The organism is Martelella lutilitoris (genome assembly GCF_005924265.1).
In the GTDB taxonomy this organism is placed as follows: domain Bacteria; phylum Pseudomonadota; class Alphaproteobacteria; order Rhizobiales; family Rhizobiaceae; genus Martelella; species Martelella lutilitoris.
The window spans coordinates 88,787-103,950 of the sequence record NZ_VCLB01000006.1; the positions used below are offsets into that span (position 1 = coordinate 88,787).

Below are 15,164 nucleotides of genomic sequence, written 5' to 3' on the forward strand. Positions count from 1 at the left end.
TATCAAAGGGGAACAGTATGAAAAACGCAGACGCCGCAAAACTCGCGACGGCGGGGCTTCTCGCCTGCCTGATGGGCTCGACCGCCCTTGCGCAGGACAAGCCCTTTTCGGGCATCACGCTCACCATCGCCTCGCAGAATGACCAATTCGCGCCGGTGATCGCCGAGCTGGCGCCGAAATTCGAGGAAGAGACCGGCGCCACCGTCAAGGTCGACATTCTCGATTACGGCTCGCTTCTGACCAAGACCACCGCCGATTATATCGGCGATACCGAAGGCTACGACCTCGTCACCATGGACATCGTCTGGGCCGGCGAATATGCCGAAAACGGCTATTCGGTCGAACTTTCCGACCTGATCGAGCGCGACGCCGAGGAGATCGACGTCGACGATATCTATCCCAACCTGATGATGGGTCTCGGCAATTACGAAGGCCAGCAGGTCGCCTTCCCCTTCGCCGGTTATGCCAATGTGCTGGCCTATAACAAGACCCGCCTGGATGAGGCCGGCCTCGAAGCGCCGACGACCATGGAAGAATTCGTCGCCGCCGCCGAAAAGCTGACCGACCCGGATGCCGGCCTCTACGGCTTCGTTGCCAACGGCCAGAAGGGCCCAGCCAGCGCCCAGGACTGGATGCAGTATAACAGCGAAATGGGCGGCGCGATCATGGGCGAGGACGGCATGCCGACGCTCAATTCCGATGCCAATGTGGAAAGCCTCAAGGTCTATCGCGATCTGTTCCGCAAGGCGGCCCCTCCCGGTGCTGCCGGCTATGACTGGGGCGGACGCGAGGAAAGCTTCCGCCAGGGCGTCGCAGCGCTGATGCAAACATGGTCGGTTGGCGCGCCCGGCTATTACAATCCGGAAATCTCCAAGGTCGTTGACGATGTCGCCATCACCACCGCGCCGCATTCGGGCGACATGGCGCCAAGCTACGGCATTGGCGGCTGGGGCATGGCGATCAATGCCGATGTCTCGCCGGAAGAACAGGAAGCCGCCTGGGCCTTCATCAAATGGCTGACCAGCCCCGAGATCCACAAGGAATTCAACATGCTCGGCGCCGGCAGCTTCCTGCGCAAGAGCGAGATGACCGATCCGGACCTGTTGGCAAAATTCCCGTTCCTGCCGGTGCTTGCCGAAACCTTCGAGAACGGCAATTATGATTACCGTCCGCGCATTCCGGAATATCCGCAGATCCAGGATTTCCTCGGCACGGCGGTCAATTCCGTACTGGTCGGCGACGCCGATCCGAAGGAGGCGCTCGACGCCGCGCAGGCGCAGGCCGAAGACCTGTTCTGATCGGATACCGCATTTCCCGGGCCGCCTGCCGAAATGCCGGGCGGTCCGGCTCTCGCATGCATAGTGAAATCGGAGAGACGCGCCGTGAGTGCGATCGCAGATCATCCGGGCATTGAACTTGTCGAACCCAGGGGCATGCCCTTCGCCGCCCGGCGAAAGCTGTTTCTCGTCGTCATGGCCGTTCCCGTGGTCGCCTATGTGCTGGTCGTCGGCATCTGGCCGCTGGCGCAGGGCATCTGGTACAGCCTTTACGACTACAACCTGATCCGCCCGCAGCGGACGAAATTTGCCTGCCTCGACAATTATGTCGAGATCATCACCGATCCGGTGAGCCGGCAGGCGCTGATCAACACCGCGATCTTTACCCTCGGCGCGGTGTTCTTCGAGCTTCTGCTCGGCTTCATGCTGGCGCTGGCGCTCTGGCGCGACGACCGGTTCAACCGGCTCGCGCTGGCGCTCATTCTGATCCCCGTCACCATCACGCCGCTGGTTGTCGGCCTCATCTTCAAAGGGCTGCTCGCCGCCGATTACGGCATGATCGGTTATTTCCTCGCCGAATGGGGACTGACGGATCCGCGCGGACTGCTCGCCGACCAGCACGCAGCGCTTGCCACCCTCATCTTCATCGATGTCTGGGAATGGACGCCGCTTGTGGCGCTGATCCTGCTGGCGGGCCTCAAGGCCCTGCCCTCCGACATCCTCGAGGCCGCCTCCGTCGATGGCGCCACGGGCCTGCAGAAACTCCGGATCATCGTCATCCCGCTGATGCTGCCGGCCGTGCTGCTGGCGCTGATCCTGCGCACCGTCGATGCCTTCCGGGTGTTCGACACGGTCTATGTGGCAACCGGCGGCGGGCCGGGCAATGCCACCAACACGCTGATGCTGCACGCTGTGAAGCAGGGGCTTGAATTCTTCAACATCGGCCGCGCCTCGGCGATCGCCAACCTCACCCTCTTGATCATCGCGGTCATCGCAGCGGCTTTCGTGATGATGATCCGCCACGCAGACAAGAAGGCGAACGGAAAATGACGGCAAAATACTGGTTCCAGGCGGGCCGCCGTGCCTTTCTCGTCGCCATGCTGGTTTTCTTTCTGGCACCCTTCCTGTGGCTTGCAACCACGGCCTACAAGCCCTCCAGCGCGATCTTTTCCATCCCGCCAACCTTCGGCTTTTCGCCGACGCTCGATCAGTTCCGGACAATCTTCCGGCTGTTCGATGTCTGGAGCCTCTTGCGCTCCAGCGTCCTGATCGCCGCCGGTTCGGTGATCCTGTCGCTGGCGCTCGGCGTTCCGGCGGGCTATGCGCTGGCGCGCTCGAAAAGCCGCTATGCCATGGGCATTGCCTATTTCCTGATGGCGATCCGGATGATCCCGTCAGTTGCGGCCCTCATTCCGTTTTATCTGATGATGCGCGATATCGGCCTGCTCGGAAGCTGGATGTCGGTGGTGCTGATCAACTCCATGCTCAACTCCGCCTTCGTCACATGGCTGATGTTTTCCTACTTCCGCGGCCTCCCGCCGGAGTTGGAAGAGGCGGCGCTGACAGATGGCTGCAGCCAATTCGGCGCCTTCTTCAAGGTGGCCCTGCCCGCCGTTCGGGCCGGCATCATCGCGTGCATTCTCTTCTGCCTGATGTTTTCCTGGAACGACTTCCTCTACCCGATGTTCCTGACCCGGCTGGAATCAAAGCCGCTCTCCGTGGCGCTCCTGTCCGCCTATGGCACCAAGGACATCACCTGGGGCACGCTCGGCGCGCTGGCGCATTTCTCCACCATTCCGATCGTGGTCGTGATCCTGTTTTTGAACCGCTATTTCGTGCAGGGGCTGACCAAGGGGATCCACTGAGGGCGGGCATTGCCCTGCCGGGCTTGGAGACGACAGACCGTCGAGACAGGCGGCAGGTTCGGAAGGCCGAAGAAGGCCCCGACCTCTCATCTCCGTCATGCCGGCCTTGAGCCGGCATCCAGGGCCAAATACGGAAGACCATCGAGCTAAAGTATTGTCACAAGGGTATTTTTTTTGCGGCCCTGGACCCCGGATCAAGTCCGGGGTGACGGACAGTGGGGTGGCTGGCTCAACTTGTCCGCAGCAGGCCTTGGCCAGAGGACTGAAGCCGCCGCCAAAGGCAGCGACTTGTTGGCAGCCTTCGACCTCTGATCAACCGATCTTCGGCGAAAGCGAGCCGTCGGCGTAGCGCCTGGCCATGTCCGACAGCGGGATCGGCTTGATCTTTTCGGCGTGACCGGCCGTGCCGAAGGCCTCAAAGCGCTCGATGCAGAGCTTGGTCATCGCTTCCATGGCGGGTTTGAGATATTTGCGCGGGTCGAACTCCGACGGGTTTTCGGCGAACACCTTGCGGATCGCGCCGGTCATGGCCATGCGGTTGTCGGTGTCGATATTGACCTTGCGCACGCCGTGCTTGATGCCGCGCTGGATTTCCTCGACCGGCACGCCCCAGGTCGGCTTCATCTCGCCGCCATACTTGTTGATGATCTCCTGCAGCTCCTCCGGCACGGAGGATGAGCCGTGCATGACGAGATGCGTATCCGGCAGGCGGCGGTGGATCTCTTCGATCACGTTCATCGCCAGCACTTCGCCATCCGGCTTGCGGGTGAACTTGTAGGCGCCGTGGCTGGTGCCCATGGCAACGGCAAGTGCGTCGACCTGCGTATCCTTGACGAACTGAACGGCCTGGTCTGGGTCGGTCAGAAGCTGGTCGTGGTCGAGCTTGCCCTCGAAACCGTGGCCGTCTTCCTTCTCGCCCTCGCCCGTTTCCAGCGAACCGAGAACGCCGATCTCGCCTTCCACCGAAACGCCGGCCCAATGCGAGAAGTCACAGACGCGCTTCGTCACGCCGGCATTGTAGTCGTAGTCGGCCGGGGTCTTGCCGTCGGCCTTAAGCGAACCGTCCATCATCACCGAGGTGAAGCCGTACTGGATCGCCGTCATGCAGGTGGGCTCGGAATTGCCGTGGTCGAGATGCATGACCAGCGGAATGTCGGGATAAAGCTCGGCCAGCCCGTCGATCAACTTCGCCAGGATCAGGTCGTTGGCGTAGGCGCGCGCGCCGCGGCTTGCCTGGATGATCACCGGCGAGGACGTCTTCTGGGCCGCCGTCATGATCGCCAGCCCCTGCTCCATATTGTTGATGTTGTAGGCGGGCACGCCATAGCCGTGTTCGGCGGCGTGATCGAGCAATTGTCTCAAGGTAACCCGGGCCATAACAAATTCTCCTGTTGCCTGACCAACGCCATAGCCGACGCAGGTTCGAATGTGATTGCCAAGCGTCAAGCCGCTTCCGCGGCACAAGGCTTTATTGTGGGATAATGATACTGCGGGAATACGAAATCACAAGATTATTTTATAATTATCATATAATATGTTATTTTAATCGTTTCTATATGTGATATATACCATCGCACTTGGTGTTATATCAAAATGGCGACAACATCCGGCTGGGAGAAAAGGCATTGAAGGCGGACGAAAGACGCGCGGCGATGATGGCGCTGCTGATGGAACGCGGCGCTGCGAGTGTTGAGGAGTTGAGCCAGCGCTTCCGCATCTCGAAGATGACGGTGCATCGCGATCTCGATGAACTGGAGGCCTCGGGGCAGTTGCGCAAGGTGCGCGGCGGGGCTTCGGTGCAGTCTTCGGCGATGTTCCAGGCTGATTTCCGCTATCGTCAGAAGATCGCGGCCGGCGAGAAGGCCCGGATCGCCGCAGCCGCCGCCGCTTTCATCGAGCCCGGCATGACGCTGATGATCGACGATTCCTCGACCGCCGCGAACCTCGCGACCCACCTGCCGCAGCGCCTACCCTTGACTGTGATATCTAACAATCTGAGTGTTATATCGGAGCTTGCCGGCGTGGCAGGCATCGAACTGATGGCGCTTGGCGGCCAGTACAGCCGCAAGTTCAACGGTTTCTTCGGGCTTCTGACCGAGGATGCGCTGCGCGGCTTGCGCGCCGATATCAGCTTCATCTCGGCCTCGGCGATCTATCAGGGCGAGGCCTTCCACCAGGATCCGGAAGTGGTCCAGACCAAGCGGCTGATCGTCAAGGGCGCGGAACGCCGCGTGCTTCTGGCCGACCATACGAAGTTCGGTCGCCCCGGCCTGCACTTCCTGACCGGTCTCGAGACCTTCTCCGCCGTGCTTACGGGCGACGAACTGGACGCGGCTCAACGCGCGGTGCTGACCGAAAAAGGGGTCTCGCTGCATTGCATCGCCGCCTGAAATGGTTACATCGGTTGTGTGAAGCAACGATCCGGGCATGACGCGATGAACGCGAAGGAAACGATAAGCCTCTACGAGGCCATTGGCGGGGCCGACACGGTCGAGCGGCTGACGCGCCGTTTCTACGAACTCATGGACACGCTCCCGGAAGCGGCCCATTGCCGGGCGATCCACCCCGAGGATCTTTCCGGCTCTGAGGCAAAGTTCCGCGACTACCTGACCGGCTATCTCGGCGGCCCGCCGATCTATGTGGAAAAACACGGCCATCCCCGGCTTCGCATGCGTCACATGCCGGCGCCGATCGGACCGGAGGAGCGCGACGAGTGGCTCCTGTGCTTCCGCCGCGCACTGGAAGAGACCGTGCCCGACATGAAGCTGAGGGCGATCATCCTGCCACCGGTGGAGAAGCTCGCCCATCACATGCAGAACAAGGCCTGACCCATGACCGTCCTGACGCTTCCTGCCCGGATATTGCTGTTCTTCGCCGGCCTCACGGGCGCTGCCGGCATCATGTTGGCGGCAGCCTCCTATCACGGCGACAGCGCGGTTCTGCTTTCCGCCGCCCTCGTCTGCCTTGCCAACGGGCCGGCGCTGATCGGCCTTGCCCTGCTCTCCATGCGCACGGCAGCCGCTCTTGCCGCTGGTACTCTGATGGTTTTCGGGACGGTGATGTTTGCGGGAGACCTTGTGGCGCGCGCCTATCTGGGCTTCGGCTTCTTCCCTATGGCCGCCCCCATCGGCGGCACCTCGGTGATTGCAAGCTGGCTGCTGGTTGCCCTTGCCGCCCTGATGCCCGCGCGCAAGGGCTGAAGCCCGAGGGCTATTCCGCTTCGCCCGGAATGCGCCCGAACCGCAACAGATTGCCGTGCGGATCGTAAACGTAGAATTCCTTCATGTTCCATTCGCGCACCTCAAAACCGCGCTCATGCACGATGCCGCGCATCGAGAATTCGGCGTGAAGCGCTTCGATCCCGCCGCCGCGAATATAGATCGAGGTGTTTTCGCAAAGTCCGCGGTCGTCCGTCAGCCAGAAGTGCAGTTCGATGCCCGGCCGTCTGAGGATGAGGTAGGTCCCGTCCTCGTGCACGACTTCGGACAGGCCAAGCTTCTCCGTGTAGAACGCCTTGGTCTCGGCAAGATCGAGCGACGGCAGGACCGGCAGCACGGCAATGTCGGCATGATCAGCCATTCAGGCCCCCTCGATGCTGTTGAATCCCTCGAATTCCGGGTGTCCAAGATAGTTCACCTTGCGTTCGCCGGCGTTCTTGTGGGCATCGCGGAACTGCTCGGACTTCGTCCAGGCCGTGAACGCCTCTTCATTCTCCCACAGGGTGTGGGAAGCATAAAGCGTGTAGCCTTCCTCCTCAAGCGTCTTGCCCTTGAGGAGGTGGAAGGAGATGAAACCCGGAAGCTCGGAAAGCCGCGAATCGCGTCCTTTCCACATGGCTTCGAATTGATCCTCCGATCCGATGGCAATCTTGAAGCGGTTCATCGCGACATACATGGGGCACCTCAGGCGTTTTGTCCTACAGAAAGAAAGTGGTTGCGCCGTCGGGCGAGGTCAATCACCTCGGCCGGGCTTTTACCGCCGGGCGGCGGTCTTTTGGTTTTTCGCGGGGCAAAGGGAAGGATGGCGGCGTGTCCCGGTTTCACGCGGCATGCGCCTTCGATCGTCACACAACCGCAGCCACGCCACGGGTGCAGCCCGATCAGTCCGACCGCCCGACCATCAAGAACGCCGCCGATCACGAATTGCGCTCGCTCATGGTCTGCAGCGCGCGTTCCAGCGAGGATTTGGAGCCGTTGCGTAACGGAATGAAGGCCTTGTTGAACTTCTTGCAGCCGCTTTTGACCCGCACGCAGGCATCGTGGCTGATACAGTCGATCGGACAGAAGACACAGTCGACAGAGGGCAGCACCCTGTCGATACGCGAGACCGCCTCGCGAAGCCCGCCATCGTGATGGATCAGTTCGGCGCCGTAATCATCGGCCACCGCGCGCAGATGAGCGACCTGACAATCCCGCCCGCCAACATAAAGAAAGCTGCGACCGTTGAGCCCCTCGGGCGCTTCTGCGACGCGGGTCACGTCCTGCGTGCCGCCGCCCGCCGGGCTCTTCGCCTGTTTACGCTTGTTCTTCTTCGCCAATTTCGCCCTCCCGGCCTTGCCGTTCCGTTGATGACGGGGTGACCCTATAAAACCTGATCAAAAAGGTAAAGTATAAATATGAGTAATAAACTCATGTTTTATCTCACGGTCGCAGGACTGCCTCTCGCAGGCGGACGATGCTTCTTTCGCTGGCCTTGCCGCGTCGACCGCGCTAAAAAGGCGCAAAATGGAGGCCTTAAATGCTCGACAAGATCGAAGACCTGCCGGAAAACATCATCGGCTTCACCATCCACAATGCGCTGAGCGCCAATGATTATCAGAACGTTCTGCTGCCTGCGCTTGAAGAACACAGCTCCAGTCATGACGGCCTGCGGCTGCTGCTGGTGACAGCGACGGATTTTGCCGGTTCCGATATCGGATCGGCCATGGGCGGCCAGCCTTTCCGCCGCTCAGAACCACTGAACTTCAAGAGCATCGCCATCGTCAGCAGCAATCGCGGCTTCACCCAGGCCGTCCAGATGTTCGGCATGCTGTTCCACGCGGACGTGAAGGTGTTCGAGCCCGAACAGCAGGACGCGGCCGTCACCTGGCTGGAACAGTAGGGCCCAGGCGCCTGCAAGCGCATAAATCCGGATTGAAGCAAGCCGAAAAGGCGTTATTTCGCCACGAAATTGCGCTTGTTTCGCATCTTTCAATCCGGAGATGCACCATGATCAAAATGATGAACGACCTGCCCGAAACTGTCGTCGGCTGGACCATGAGCGGCAAGGTCACCGCTGAGGACTATGAGACAATCCTCATCCCGGCGCTGGAAAGCCGCCTCGGCAAAGGCAAGATCCGCTGTCTGATCGCCACCGGCGAAGATCTTGAGGGTGTCGAGGCGAAGGCGATGTGGGATGACACGAAATTCGGCCTCGGCCATTTCTTCGACTTCGAACGGATCGCCTTCGTCACCGGCGACCACACTCTGGCGCGCATCGCCCATATGTTCGGCGTGCTGATACCGGCCAAGGTGAAGCTGTTCCGGCCCGAAGCGATCAACGAGGCGAGACGTTGGGTCGCTGCTTGAGTCCCGCGGGAAAACGTCAGCGGCAATAGCGATAACCCCGGCTGCGCTCGATGACGTCGAGATGCATGTGGTCCTGATGGGTCGCGTCACTGCCGGGCGAGAGCACCGTCGAAAAGAACAGGCAGGCAGACGCGCTTGCCGTGCGCTGGAAGGCGCCGGTGAAGCTGCCGTCCTCCTTTCGCGGCACCATGTCGATGGTCTCGCCGTTCGAAAACGTTAAGGAACGGATATCGACGGCATTGCCCTTGGCATGCTCGGAGATCTTGCCGTCAGACCGACTGTTGCGGTTGCGGCAGACATAGGTGGAGGCCTGGCGCACTTCCATCAGCTTCGTGCCCTGGCCGAAGGCGATCTCGGCCGAGGGCGCGACATAGGCGGCAAGCCAGTTTGCCAGCGCCAGCGCGGTCTTGCAGCGCATTGTGCCGGCAGGCTCAAGCGGCACGTCGCCGACCGCCATGGTGACCTTGAGCGGCCGTCCTATGCCGCACTGGCCGGGATCATCGATCGTCTCGAGAACCTCGTATTCGACGCCGAGCGCCGTCAGTGCCGCGGTGCAGCGGGCAAATTCACCATCATCTTCCATCGGGGGCGCAGGGTCTTCGGGCGCGACCTCTTCCGTCGCCTCTTCGTTTGTTACCGTCGCCGCGGGCTCGGCCGCCTCACTCTGCGCTTCAGTCGCAAGATCGTCCGGGCGCTGTTCCGGTACGGGCGGGTTCTCGGGCATCTCCATGCTCATGGTCGCAAGGCCCGCGACAATGAGAAACGGGTACACAAAGAGCGGGCGGACAAGCGTCACGGCAGTTTCCTCATGATCAATCGTCTGAGTTGAACGCCGGAGCGCATGTGGAGGTTCCGTGGGCCACGGAGCGCCCGCGAAAACGAAAACGCCCCGGACTTCTGCAAGGCCGGGGCGTCGGAACGCGTTTGCGGACCGATCAGTCCATCGCCTTGACGATGTCTTCGGTCATCTTCTTGGCGTCACCCAGCAGCATCATCGTGCCGTCCTTGTAGAACAGCTCGTTGTCGATGCCGGCATAGCCGGAGCCGAGCGAGCGCTTGACGAAGAGGCAGGTCTTGGCCTTGTCGACGTCGAGGATCGGCATGCCGTAGATCGGCGAGGCCTTGTCATCGCGGGCAGCCGGATTGGTGACATCGTTGGCGCCGATCACATAGGCCACATCGGCCTGGGCGAATTCGGAGTTGATGTCTTCCAGCTCGAACACCTCGTCATAGGGCACGTTGGCTTCGGCGAGCAGCACGTTCATATGGCCCGGCATGCGGCCGGCGACCGGGTGAATGGCGTATTTGACCTCGACGCCCTTCTCCTTCAGCAGATCGGCCAGTTCCCTGAGCGCGTGCTGGGCCTGGGCGACCGCCATGCCGTAACCGGGCACGATGATCACCTTGGAGGCGTTTTCCATCAGGAAGGCGGCATCGTCCGCCGAACCGGTCTTCACATTGCGCTCGACCTGATCGCCGCCGCCCGAGGACGCCGTCTCGCCGCCGAAGCCGCCGAGAATGACCGAGATGAAGGAGCGGTTCATGCCCTTGCACATGATGTAGGACAGGATCGCACCCGAGGACCCCACAAGCGCGCCGGTGACGATCAGCGCCATGTTGCCGAGCGTGAAGCCGATGCCGGCGGCCGCCCAGCCCGAATAGGAGTTCAGCATCGAGACCACGACCGGCATGTCTGCGCCGCCGATGGGGACGATGATGAGAACGCCGAGCACCAGGGCAATGATGACGACCAGCCAGAAATGGATCGGGCTCGCCGTTGCTGAAAGCGACACGACGAAGACGACGAGCGCCACCAGAAGCGCGATGTTGATCGCGTGACGGCCCGGCAGCATGATCGGCTTGCCGGACATGCGGCCATCGAGCTTGAGGAAGGCAATGATCGACCCGGTAAAGGTGATCGCGCCGATCGCCGCGCCGATGGCGAGCTCGATCAGGGCCCTGAGATGAATGTCATCCGGCACGCCGATATTGAAGCTTTCCGGCGAATAGAGCGCGGCAGCGGCCACCAGAACGGCGGCAAGGCCGACGAGCGAGTGGAAGCCAGCCACCAGCTGCGGCATCGCCGTCATCGGAATGGTGCGGGCGATATAGGCGCCGATGCCGCCGCCGATCGCCAGCGCCAGCACGATGAAGACCAGCGCCGAGAAACCGGGCTTGGCCAGAAGCAGGGTCGTGCCGATGGCGATCGCCATACCGACCATGCCGTAGATATTGCCCTTGCGGCTGGTCGAGGGATGCGACAGGCCGCGCAGCGCGAGAATGAACAGAACCGCTGATACGAGGAACAGCAAGGCTGCGAAATTGACTGACATGTTCGAACCGCCTTACTTTTCCTTTTTCTTGTACATCGCCAGCATGCGCTGGGTGACAAGAAATCCGCCGAAAATATTGATGGCGACGAGAATGAGCGCCACGAAGCCGAAGCCGGTCGCAAGGCCGCTCGCCGAAAGGCCGACGGCCAGAAGCGCGCCGACGACGATGACCGAGGAAATGGCGTTGGTAACCGCCATCAGCGGCGTATGCAGCGCCGGCGTGACCGACCAGACGACGTAATAGCCGACAAAGACGGCGAGTACGAAGATCGCCAGCTGGAAGACGAAGGGATCGATCGCACCGCCCGTCGCGCCATGGGCAAGGGCTGCCAGCGAACCGTCCTCAAAATTGCCGAGCGCGGTCTTGGCCTGTTGCAGCGAATTGATCGCCTGATCGATGGATGTGTTGACATCTTCAAAAGCCATCAGGCCTCTCCCCCGGCGGCAGCGCCGCCGAATTTCGGATGAACGACCGCGCCTTCATGCGTCAGAAGCGTGGCGGCGATGAGTTCGTCCTCCCGGTTGATGTTGATTGCGCCGCTTTCCTTGTCGACCAGAGTCTGGAAGAAGGTGAGCAGGTTCTTGGCATAGAGCAGCGAAGCGGAGGCCGCGATCCGGCCCGGCAGGTTGACATAGCCGATGACCGAAACGCCTTCGACGGTGGCGACCTTGCCCGCTTCCGCGCCCTCGATATTGCCGCCGCGCTCGACAGCGAGATCGACGGCGACCGACCCGAGCTTCATCGCCGACAGCATCTTGCGGGTGACAAGCCGCGGTGCGGGACGACCCGGGATCAGCGCCGTGGTGATGATGACATCCTGCTTGGCGATGTGCGCGGCCACCAGTTCGGCCTGCTTGGCCTTGTATTCGTCCGACATCTCCTTGGCATAGCCGCCGGCGGTCTCGGCCGCCTTGAACTCGTCATCCTCGACGGCGATGAACTTCGCCCCGAGCGAGGCGACCTGCTCCTTGGCCGCGGGGCGAACATCGGTTGCCGAAACCACGGCGCCAAGCCGGCGCGCGGTCGCGATCGCCTGGAGACCGGCAACGCCAGCGCCCATGACGAAGACGCGCGCGGCCGGCACCGTGCCCGCCGCCGTCATCATCATCGGCATGGCGCGGTCGAACACGGCCGCCGCCTCGATGACGGCCTGATAACCGGCAAGGTTTGCCTGCGAGGACAGCACGTCCATCGACTGGGCGCGGGTGATGCGCGGCATCAGTTCCATGGCAATGGTCGAGATCCCCTTCCCGGCCATGGCGGCAAGCGCCTCCTCGTTGCCGTAGGGGTCCATCATCGCAATGACGATCGCGCCGCTTTTATAGGCTTCATACTCGTGGGGTTCCGGCCGACGGACCCTGAAGATCACATCGGCGTTGGCAGCGGCATCGGAACCGGCGATTTCGGCGCCGGCATCCCTGAAGGCATCGTCATCGATCCCCGAGGCGAAGCCTGCGCCGCTCTCGATCACGATGTCGAGGCCGAGCGCCTTTAGTTTTTTCACTGTGTCCGGCGAGGCCGCCACACGCGTTTCCGCGAAGGCCGTCTCTTTCGGCACAAAGAGTGTCTTGCTCAAGCTTGTCTCCCAAAGACAGGTCGAAACGCGCAACCAAGCCGCGCAGCAATGCGTCTGCCATGCCGCGTTTCAAGGAAAAGATACGCCCGGACGGACGCTCAGCGAAGAATATAAAGACCGATCGCGCTGATGAGAATGAAAATGATCAAGCTGCTGATGAATCCGAACGGGCCGACAAGCCCTGCGGCCATGGCCACCAGAAGCGCCCCGATGATGACCGTGCCGTATTTGGCGCCGCTCAGGAAAAGCTTGTAGGTGTTTGCGTGTTCCGCATAGTCCATCTCGTCTGCGGGCTGGGACGTTTCGACGTTCTGCATCAATCATTTCCTCCTTTGCGGCACACGCATGCTGTGATTGCCCGCGCCATGGCCGGCAAACTCCCCTGACCACCTGATTAGCATATCTTGTCCGTGCCTTTCAACAAAGCCCGCTTTCCTGCCGACCATTCAAACGGTTCATAATCAGCGTATTGACTCATGAAATTAACGTTGACATCAACGTAATTGAGGTCAAACCAGACGAAACTTGGTTGGCTTTTACGAGGGCGGGGCGTTTCATGCAGGAAATTCGATATCGATGGGTCTTGGTCGCCTCCGGCGCCGTGCTCGGTTGCCTCGCGATCGGCGTCGTCTTCTCACTGCCGGTCCTGCTCCGGCCGATAGCGGCCGACACCGGCTAGTCGACGACCGGGATTTCGGCGGCAATGACGATCGGCTTCATCGCCTCGGCGCTCGCGAGCATGGCCATGGGATCGCTCTCCGACCGGTTCGGTCCCCGCCCGGTCGTGGTTTCCGGCAGCGTGCTGATGGCGGCGGTCTCGATCTATTCGATCGGGGGCTGGCAGGTCTCGGCGGCCGTGTCGTCTTCGGCGTTCTCGGCGACAGGCTCGATGCCAAGAAGGTGCTGGTCGCAGGCCTTTTCGCTCAGGCTTTCGGCGCCCTCGCCTATGCCTTCGCCACCTACACCTGGATGTATGTCGGCGCCTGGGGCATGGGCATCGATCGGCGCGACCCTGATGGCGCTCACTTTCCGCTCGCGCGCGAGCCGCGGCGATGCCTTGCCGCAGCCCGCCTGAATTTCCGGGACCGCTTCAAACGCCGGCGCTGCTGCCGCCCTTGGCCGGCAGGATGGCGCCGGTGGTCCAGCGAGCCTCGTCCGACAACAGAAACAGCGCCACGCGGGCCATATCGTCCGGATGGGCGATGTAATTCATCGGCGAACTGGCCGCGATTTCCTCACGCGCTTCTTCGGTCGGCATCCAGCTATCGAACATTTCCGACCGGGTCGATCCCGGGGCGATCGCGTTGACGCGGATGCCTTGCGGACCGTAGCCGGCCGCGGCGGCTTTCGTCAGCCCGGCGACACCCCATTTGCTCGTCGAATAGGCCGCCAGCGAGGAAACGCCGATCAGGCCGCCGATCGAGGAAGTATTGACGATCGAGCCGCCGTCGCCCTGCTCCAGCATCGCGGCGATCTCGTGTTTCATGCAGAGAAACACGCCGCGCAGGTTGACGGCGATGATCCGGTCGAAATCCTCTGCGGACGTCTCATGAACCGCTCCCGCGCCGCCGACCCCGGCGTTGTTGAAGGCGAGATCTATGCGGTCGAAATTGTCGCGCACCGCCTGTACCGCCGCGCGCACCGATGCTTCGTCCGAGACATCGCAGGCGACAGCCGCCGCCTTGTGCCCGTTTTCACGCAGGTCTTCGACCAGCCTCGTCAGCCGGTCCTCGCGGCGCGCGGCCGCGACGACGCGCGCGCCCTCTTCGGCGAACAGCCGCACGGCGGCCTCGCCAATGCCGCTCGTGGCGCCCGTGACCAGCACGGACTTGCCCTCAAGCCGGCGATAGGTGGTTTCAAGTTTTTGAGGATGGTTATAAGTCATGAAAGATGCTCCGATGTTGACGCCGTCAACATGGTAACGAATGTTGACAATGTCAACATCCGCGCGAAATTCAGCGATGAGGACGTTCATGACCGATACCCGTACACGTCTGGTGGAGGCCGCCGCGGCGCTGCTCGACAAGGGAGGCCCGGCGGCGGTGACGCTGCGCGCGGTCGCCGGCACGGTGGGCCTTTCCCACAATGCGCCCTACCGGCATTTCAAGGACAAGGACATGCTGCTGGCCGCCATCGCCGAGCGTGAGCTTGTTCAGTCGCGGAAAAAATGGCAGGCGGTCTTCGACGGCAGGATGTCTCTGATCAACGCCCTTCGCGCGCATGTCAGATGGGCCATAGAATGGCCGGAGCGCTTCCGCCTGACCTATGGACCATGGCCCGCCGAGGTGAGGGCCGCGCTGACGGCCGGGACCGACGCCAAGCTCGCGTTCGTCGCAGCGGTCGAAGCCGCCCAAGCGCGCGGCGAGTTGCCGCCCAGCGAACCCGAGCGCCTTGCACGCCTCCTTCTGGCAACCGCGAATGGAGCCGCCACCCAGTCTCTGAACGGCCACCTGGCGCGCGGCGGAAAATGGGACGGTGACGCCGAGGATGTGGTTGCCGACCTCTTGGACTTTCTCAACCGCGACTGAGCCGCGCTATTCTGCCG

At 61.9% G+C, this 15,164-nt stretch carries 19 protein-coding genes and 1 pseudogene; 10 read left to right on the forward strand and 10 right to left on the reverse strand.

Features of this window, described 5'->3' with window-relative positions; all coding sequences use genetic code 11:
* Positions 1 to 17: 17 nt before the first annotated feature.
* From FF124_RS11515 to FF124_RS11525, 3 genes are all read left to right on the forward strand, one after another.
* Positions 18 to 1,298, forward strand: a complete 1,281-nt coding sequence (locus FF124_RS11515) for an ABC transporter substrate-binding protein (RefSeq protein ID WP_138748643.1) — start codon at positions 18 to 20, stop codon at positions 1,296 to 1,298.
* Positions 1,299 to 1,433: 135 nt separating this feature from the next.
* Positions 1,434 to 2,327: a carbohydrate ABC transporter permease gene (locus tag FF124_RS11520; protein WP_138748906.1), complete on the forward strand. Its 894-nt coding sequence runs from the start codon at positions 1,434 to 1,436 to the stop codon at positions 2,325 to 2,327.
* Positions 2,324 to 3,142, forward strand: a complete 819-nt coding sequence (locus FF124_RS11525) for a carbohydrate ABC transporter permease (RefSeq protein ID WP_138748644.1) — start codon at positions 2,324 to 2,326, stop codon at positions 3,140 to 3,142. The genes FF124_RS11520 and FF124_RS11525 overlap by 4 nt, the downstream gene beginning before the upstream one ends.
* A 312-nt stretch (positions 3,143 to 3,454) precedes the next feature.
* Here the strand turns inward: FF124_RS11525 and fba are convergent, their stop codons facing one another.
* A complete protein-coding gene (gene fba, locus FF124_RS11530; protein ID WP_138748645.1) occupies positions 3,455 to 4,519 on the reverse strand; it encodes a class II fructose-bisphosphate aldolase in 1,065 nt (354 codons plus the stop codon).
* Positions 4,520 to 4,767: 248 nt separating this feature from the next.
* Here fba and FF124_RS11535 point away from each other — a divergent pair, with 248 nt between their 5' ends.
* From FF124_RS11535 to FF124_RS11545, 3 genes are read left to right on the forward strand one after another with little or no spacing between them, the layout of a single operon-like run.
* A complete protein-coding gene (locus FF124_RS11535) occupies positions 4,768 to 5,532 on the forward strand; it encodes a DeoR/GlpR family DNA-binding transcription regulator (protein ID WP_187326906.1) in 765 nt (254 codons plus the stop codon).
* 45 nt (positions 5,533 to 5,577) lie between these two features.
* A complete protein-coding gene (locus FF124_RS11540; RefSeq protein WP_138748646.1) occupies positions 5,578 to 5,970 on the forward strand; it encodes a group II truncated hemoglobin in 393 nt (130 codons plus the stop codon).
* Positions 5,971 to 5,973: 3 nt separating this feature from the next.
* Complete coding sequence (locus FF124_RS11545; RefSeq protein ID WP_138748647.1) at positions 5,974 to 6,342, forward strand: DUF423 domain-containing protein; 369 nt, start codon at positions 5,974 to 5,976, stop codon at positions 6,340 to 6,342.
* Between the two features lie 10 nt (positions 6,343 to 6,352).
* On the opposite strand, the gene FF124_RS11550 is transcribed toward FF124_RS11545, so the two are convergent.
* The 3 genes from FF124_RS11550 to FF124_RS11560 all read right to left on the reverse strand — a co-directional run bounded on the left by FF124_RS11550 (position 6,353) and on the right by FF124_RS11560 (position 7,619).
* Positions 6,353 to 6,721, reverse strand: coding sequence for a bleomycin resistance protein (locus tag FF124_RS11550; RefSeq protein ID WP_138748648.1), 369 nt, complete (start codon positions 6,719 to 6,721; stop codon positions 6,353 to 6,355).
* Positions 6,722 to 7,036 carry a heme-degrading protein HmuQ gene (hmuQ, locus tag FF124_RS11555; protein ID WP_138748649.1) on the reverse strand — a complete coding sequence of 105 codons (315 nt, stop codon included), beginning with the start codon at positions 7,034 to 7,036 and terminating at the stop codon, positions 6,722 to 6,724. It lies immediately after the preceding gene.
* A gap of 241 nt (positions 7,037 to 7,277) precedes the next feature.
* Positions 7,278 to 7,619: a DUF2325 domain-containing protein gene (locus FF124_RS11560; protein WP_246072409.1), complete on the reverse strand. Its 342-nt coding sequence runs from the start codon at positions 7,617 to 7,619 to the stop codon at positions 7,278 to 7,280.
* A gap of 260 nt (positions 7,620 to 7,879) precedes the next feature.
* Here FF124_RS11560 and FF124_RS11565 point away from each other — a divergent pair, with 260 nt between their 5' ends.
* Entirely contained in the window at positions 7,880 to 8,242 is a 363-nt protein-coding gene (locus FF124_RS11565; protein ID WP_138748651.1) for a SpoIIAA family protein, read from the forward strand.
* Between the two features lie 107 nt (positions 8,243 to 8,349).
* The gene (locus FF124_RS11570; RefSeq protein WP_138748652.1) at positions 8,350 to 8,709 is read left to right on the forward strand and encodes a SpoIIAA family protein; all 360 of its coding nucleotides are present in this window, start codon (positions 8,350 to 8,352) and stop codon (positions 8,707 to 8,709) included.
* 16 nt (positions 8,710 to 8,725) lie between these two features.
* Here the strand turns inward: FF124_RS11570 and FF124_RS11575 are convergent, their stop codons facing one another.
* From FF124_RS11575 to FF124_RS11595, 5 genes are all read right to left on the reverse strand, one after another.
* Positions 8,726 to 9,505, reverse strand: a complete 780-nt coding sequence (locus FF124_RS11575) for an extensin-like domain-containing protein (RefSeq protein WP_246072386.1) — start codon at positions 9,503 to 9,505, stop codon at positions 8,726 to 8,728.
* A 139-nt stretch (positions 9,506 to 9,644) separates the two neighbouring features.
* Positions 9,645 to 11,042 carry an NAD(P)(+) transhydrogenase (Re/Si-specific) subunit beta gene (locus FF124_RS11580; RefSeq protein WP_138748653.1) on the reverse strand — a complete coding sequence of 466 codons (1,398 nt, stop codon included), beginning with the start codon at positions 11,040 to 11,042 and terminating at the stop codon, positions 9,645 to 9,647.
* Positions 11,043 to 11,054: 12 nt separating this feature from the next.
* A complete protein-coding gene (locus tag FF124_RS11585) occupies positions 11,055 to 11,468 on the reverse strand; it encodes a proton-translocating transhydrogenase family protein (RefSeq protein ID WP_138748654.1) in 414 nt (137 codons plus the stop codon).
* Positions 11,468 to 12,619: a Re/Si-specific NAD(P)(+) transhydrogenase subunit alpha gene (locus tag FF124_RS11590; RefSeq protein ID WP_138748655.1), complete on the reverse strand. Its 1,152-nt coding sequence runs from the start codon at positions 12,617 to 12,619 to the stop codon at positions 11,468 to 11,470. Before FF124_RS11590 ends, FF124_RS11585 begins: the two co-directional genes overlap by 1 nt.
* Positions 12,620 to 12,717: 98 nt before the next feature.
* Positions 12,718 to 12,936, reverse strand: coding sequence for an aa3-type cytochrome c oxidase subunit IV (locus tag FF124_RS11595; protein WP_138748656.1), 219 nt, complete (start codon positions 12,934 to 12,936; stop codon positions 12,718 to 12,720).
* Positions 12,937 to 13,175: 239 nt separating this feature from the next.
* Here FF124_RS11595 and FF124_RS21025 point away from each other — a divergent pair.
* A pseudogene (locus tag FF124_RS21025) lies at positions 13,176 to 13,573 on the forward strand (MFS transporter); the annotation flags it as partial.
* Positions 13,574 to 13,709: 136 nt separating this feature from the next.
* Here the strand turns inward: FF124_RS21025 and FF124_RS11605 are convergent.
* Positions 13,710 to 14,504, reverse strand: a complete 795-nt coding sequence (locus tag FF124_RS11605; protein ID WP_138748657.1) for an SDR family NAD(P)-dependent oxidoreductase — start codon at positions 14,502 to 14,504, stop codon at positions 13,710 to 13,712.
* 88 nt (positions 14,505 to 14,592) lie between these two features.
* Between FF124_RS11605 and FF124_RS11610 the strand changes: the two genes are divergently transcribed.
* The gene (locus tag FF124_RS11610) at positions 14,593 to 15,147 is read left to right on the forward strand and encodes a TetR/AcrR family transcriptional regulator (protein WP_187326907.1); all 555 of its coding nucleotides are present in this window, start codon (positions 14,593 to 14,595) and stop codon (positions 15,145 to 15,147) included.
* Positions 15,148 to 15,164: the final 17 nt, after the last annotated feature.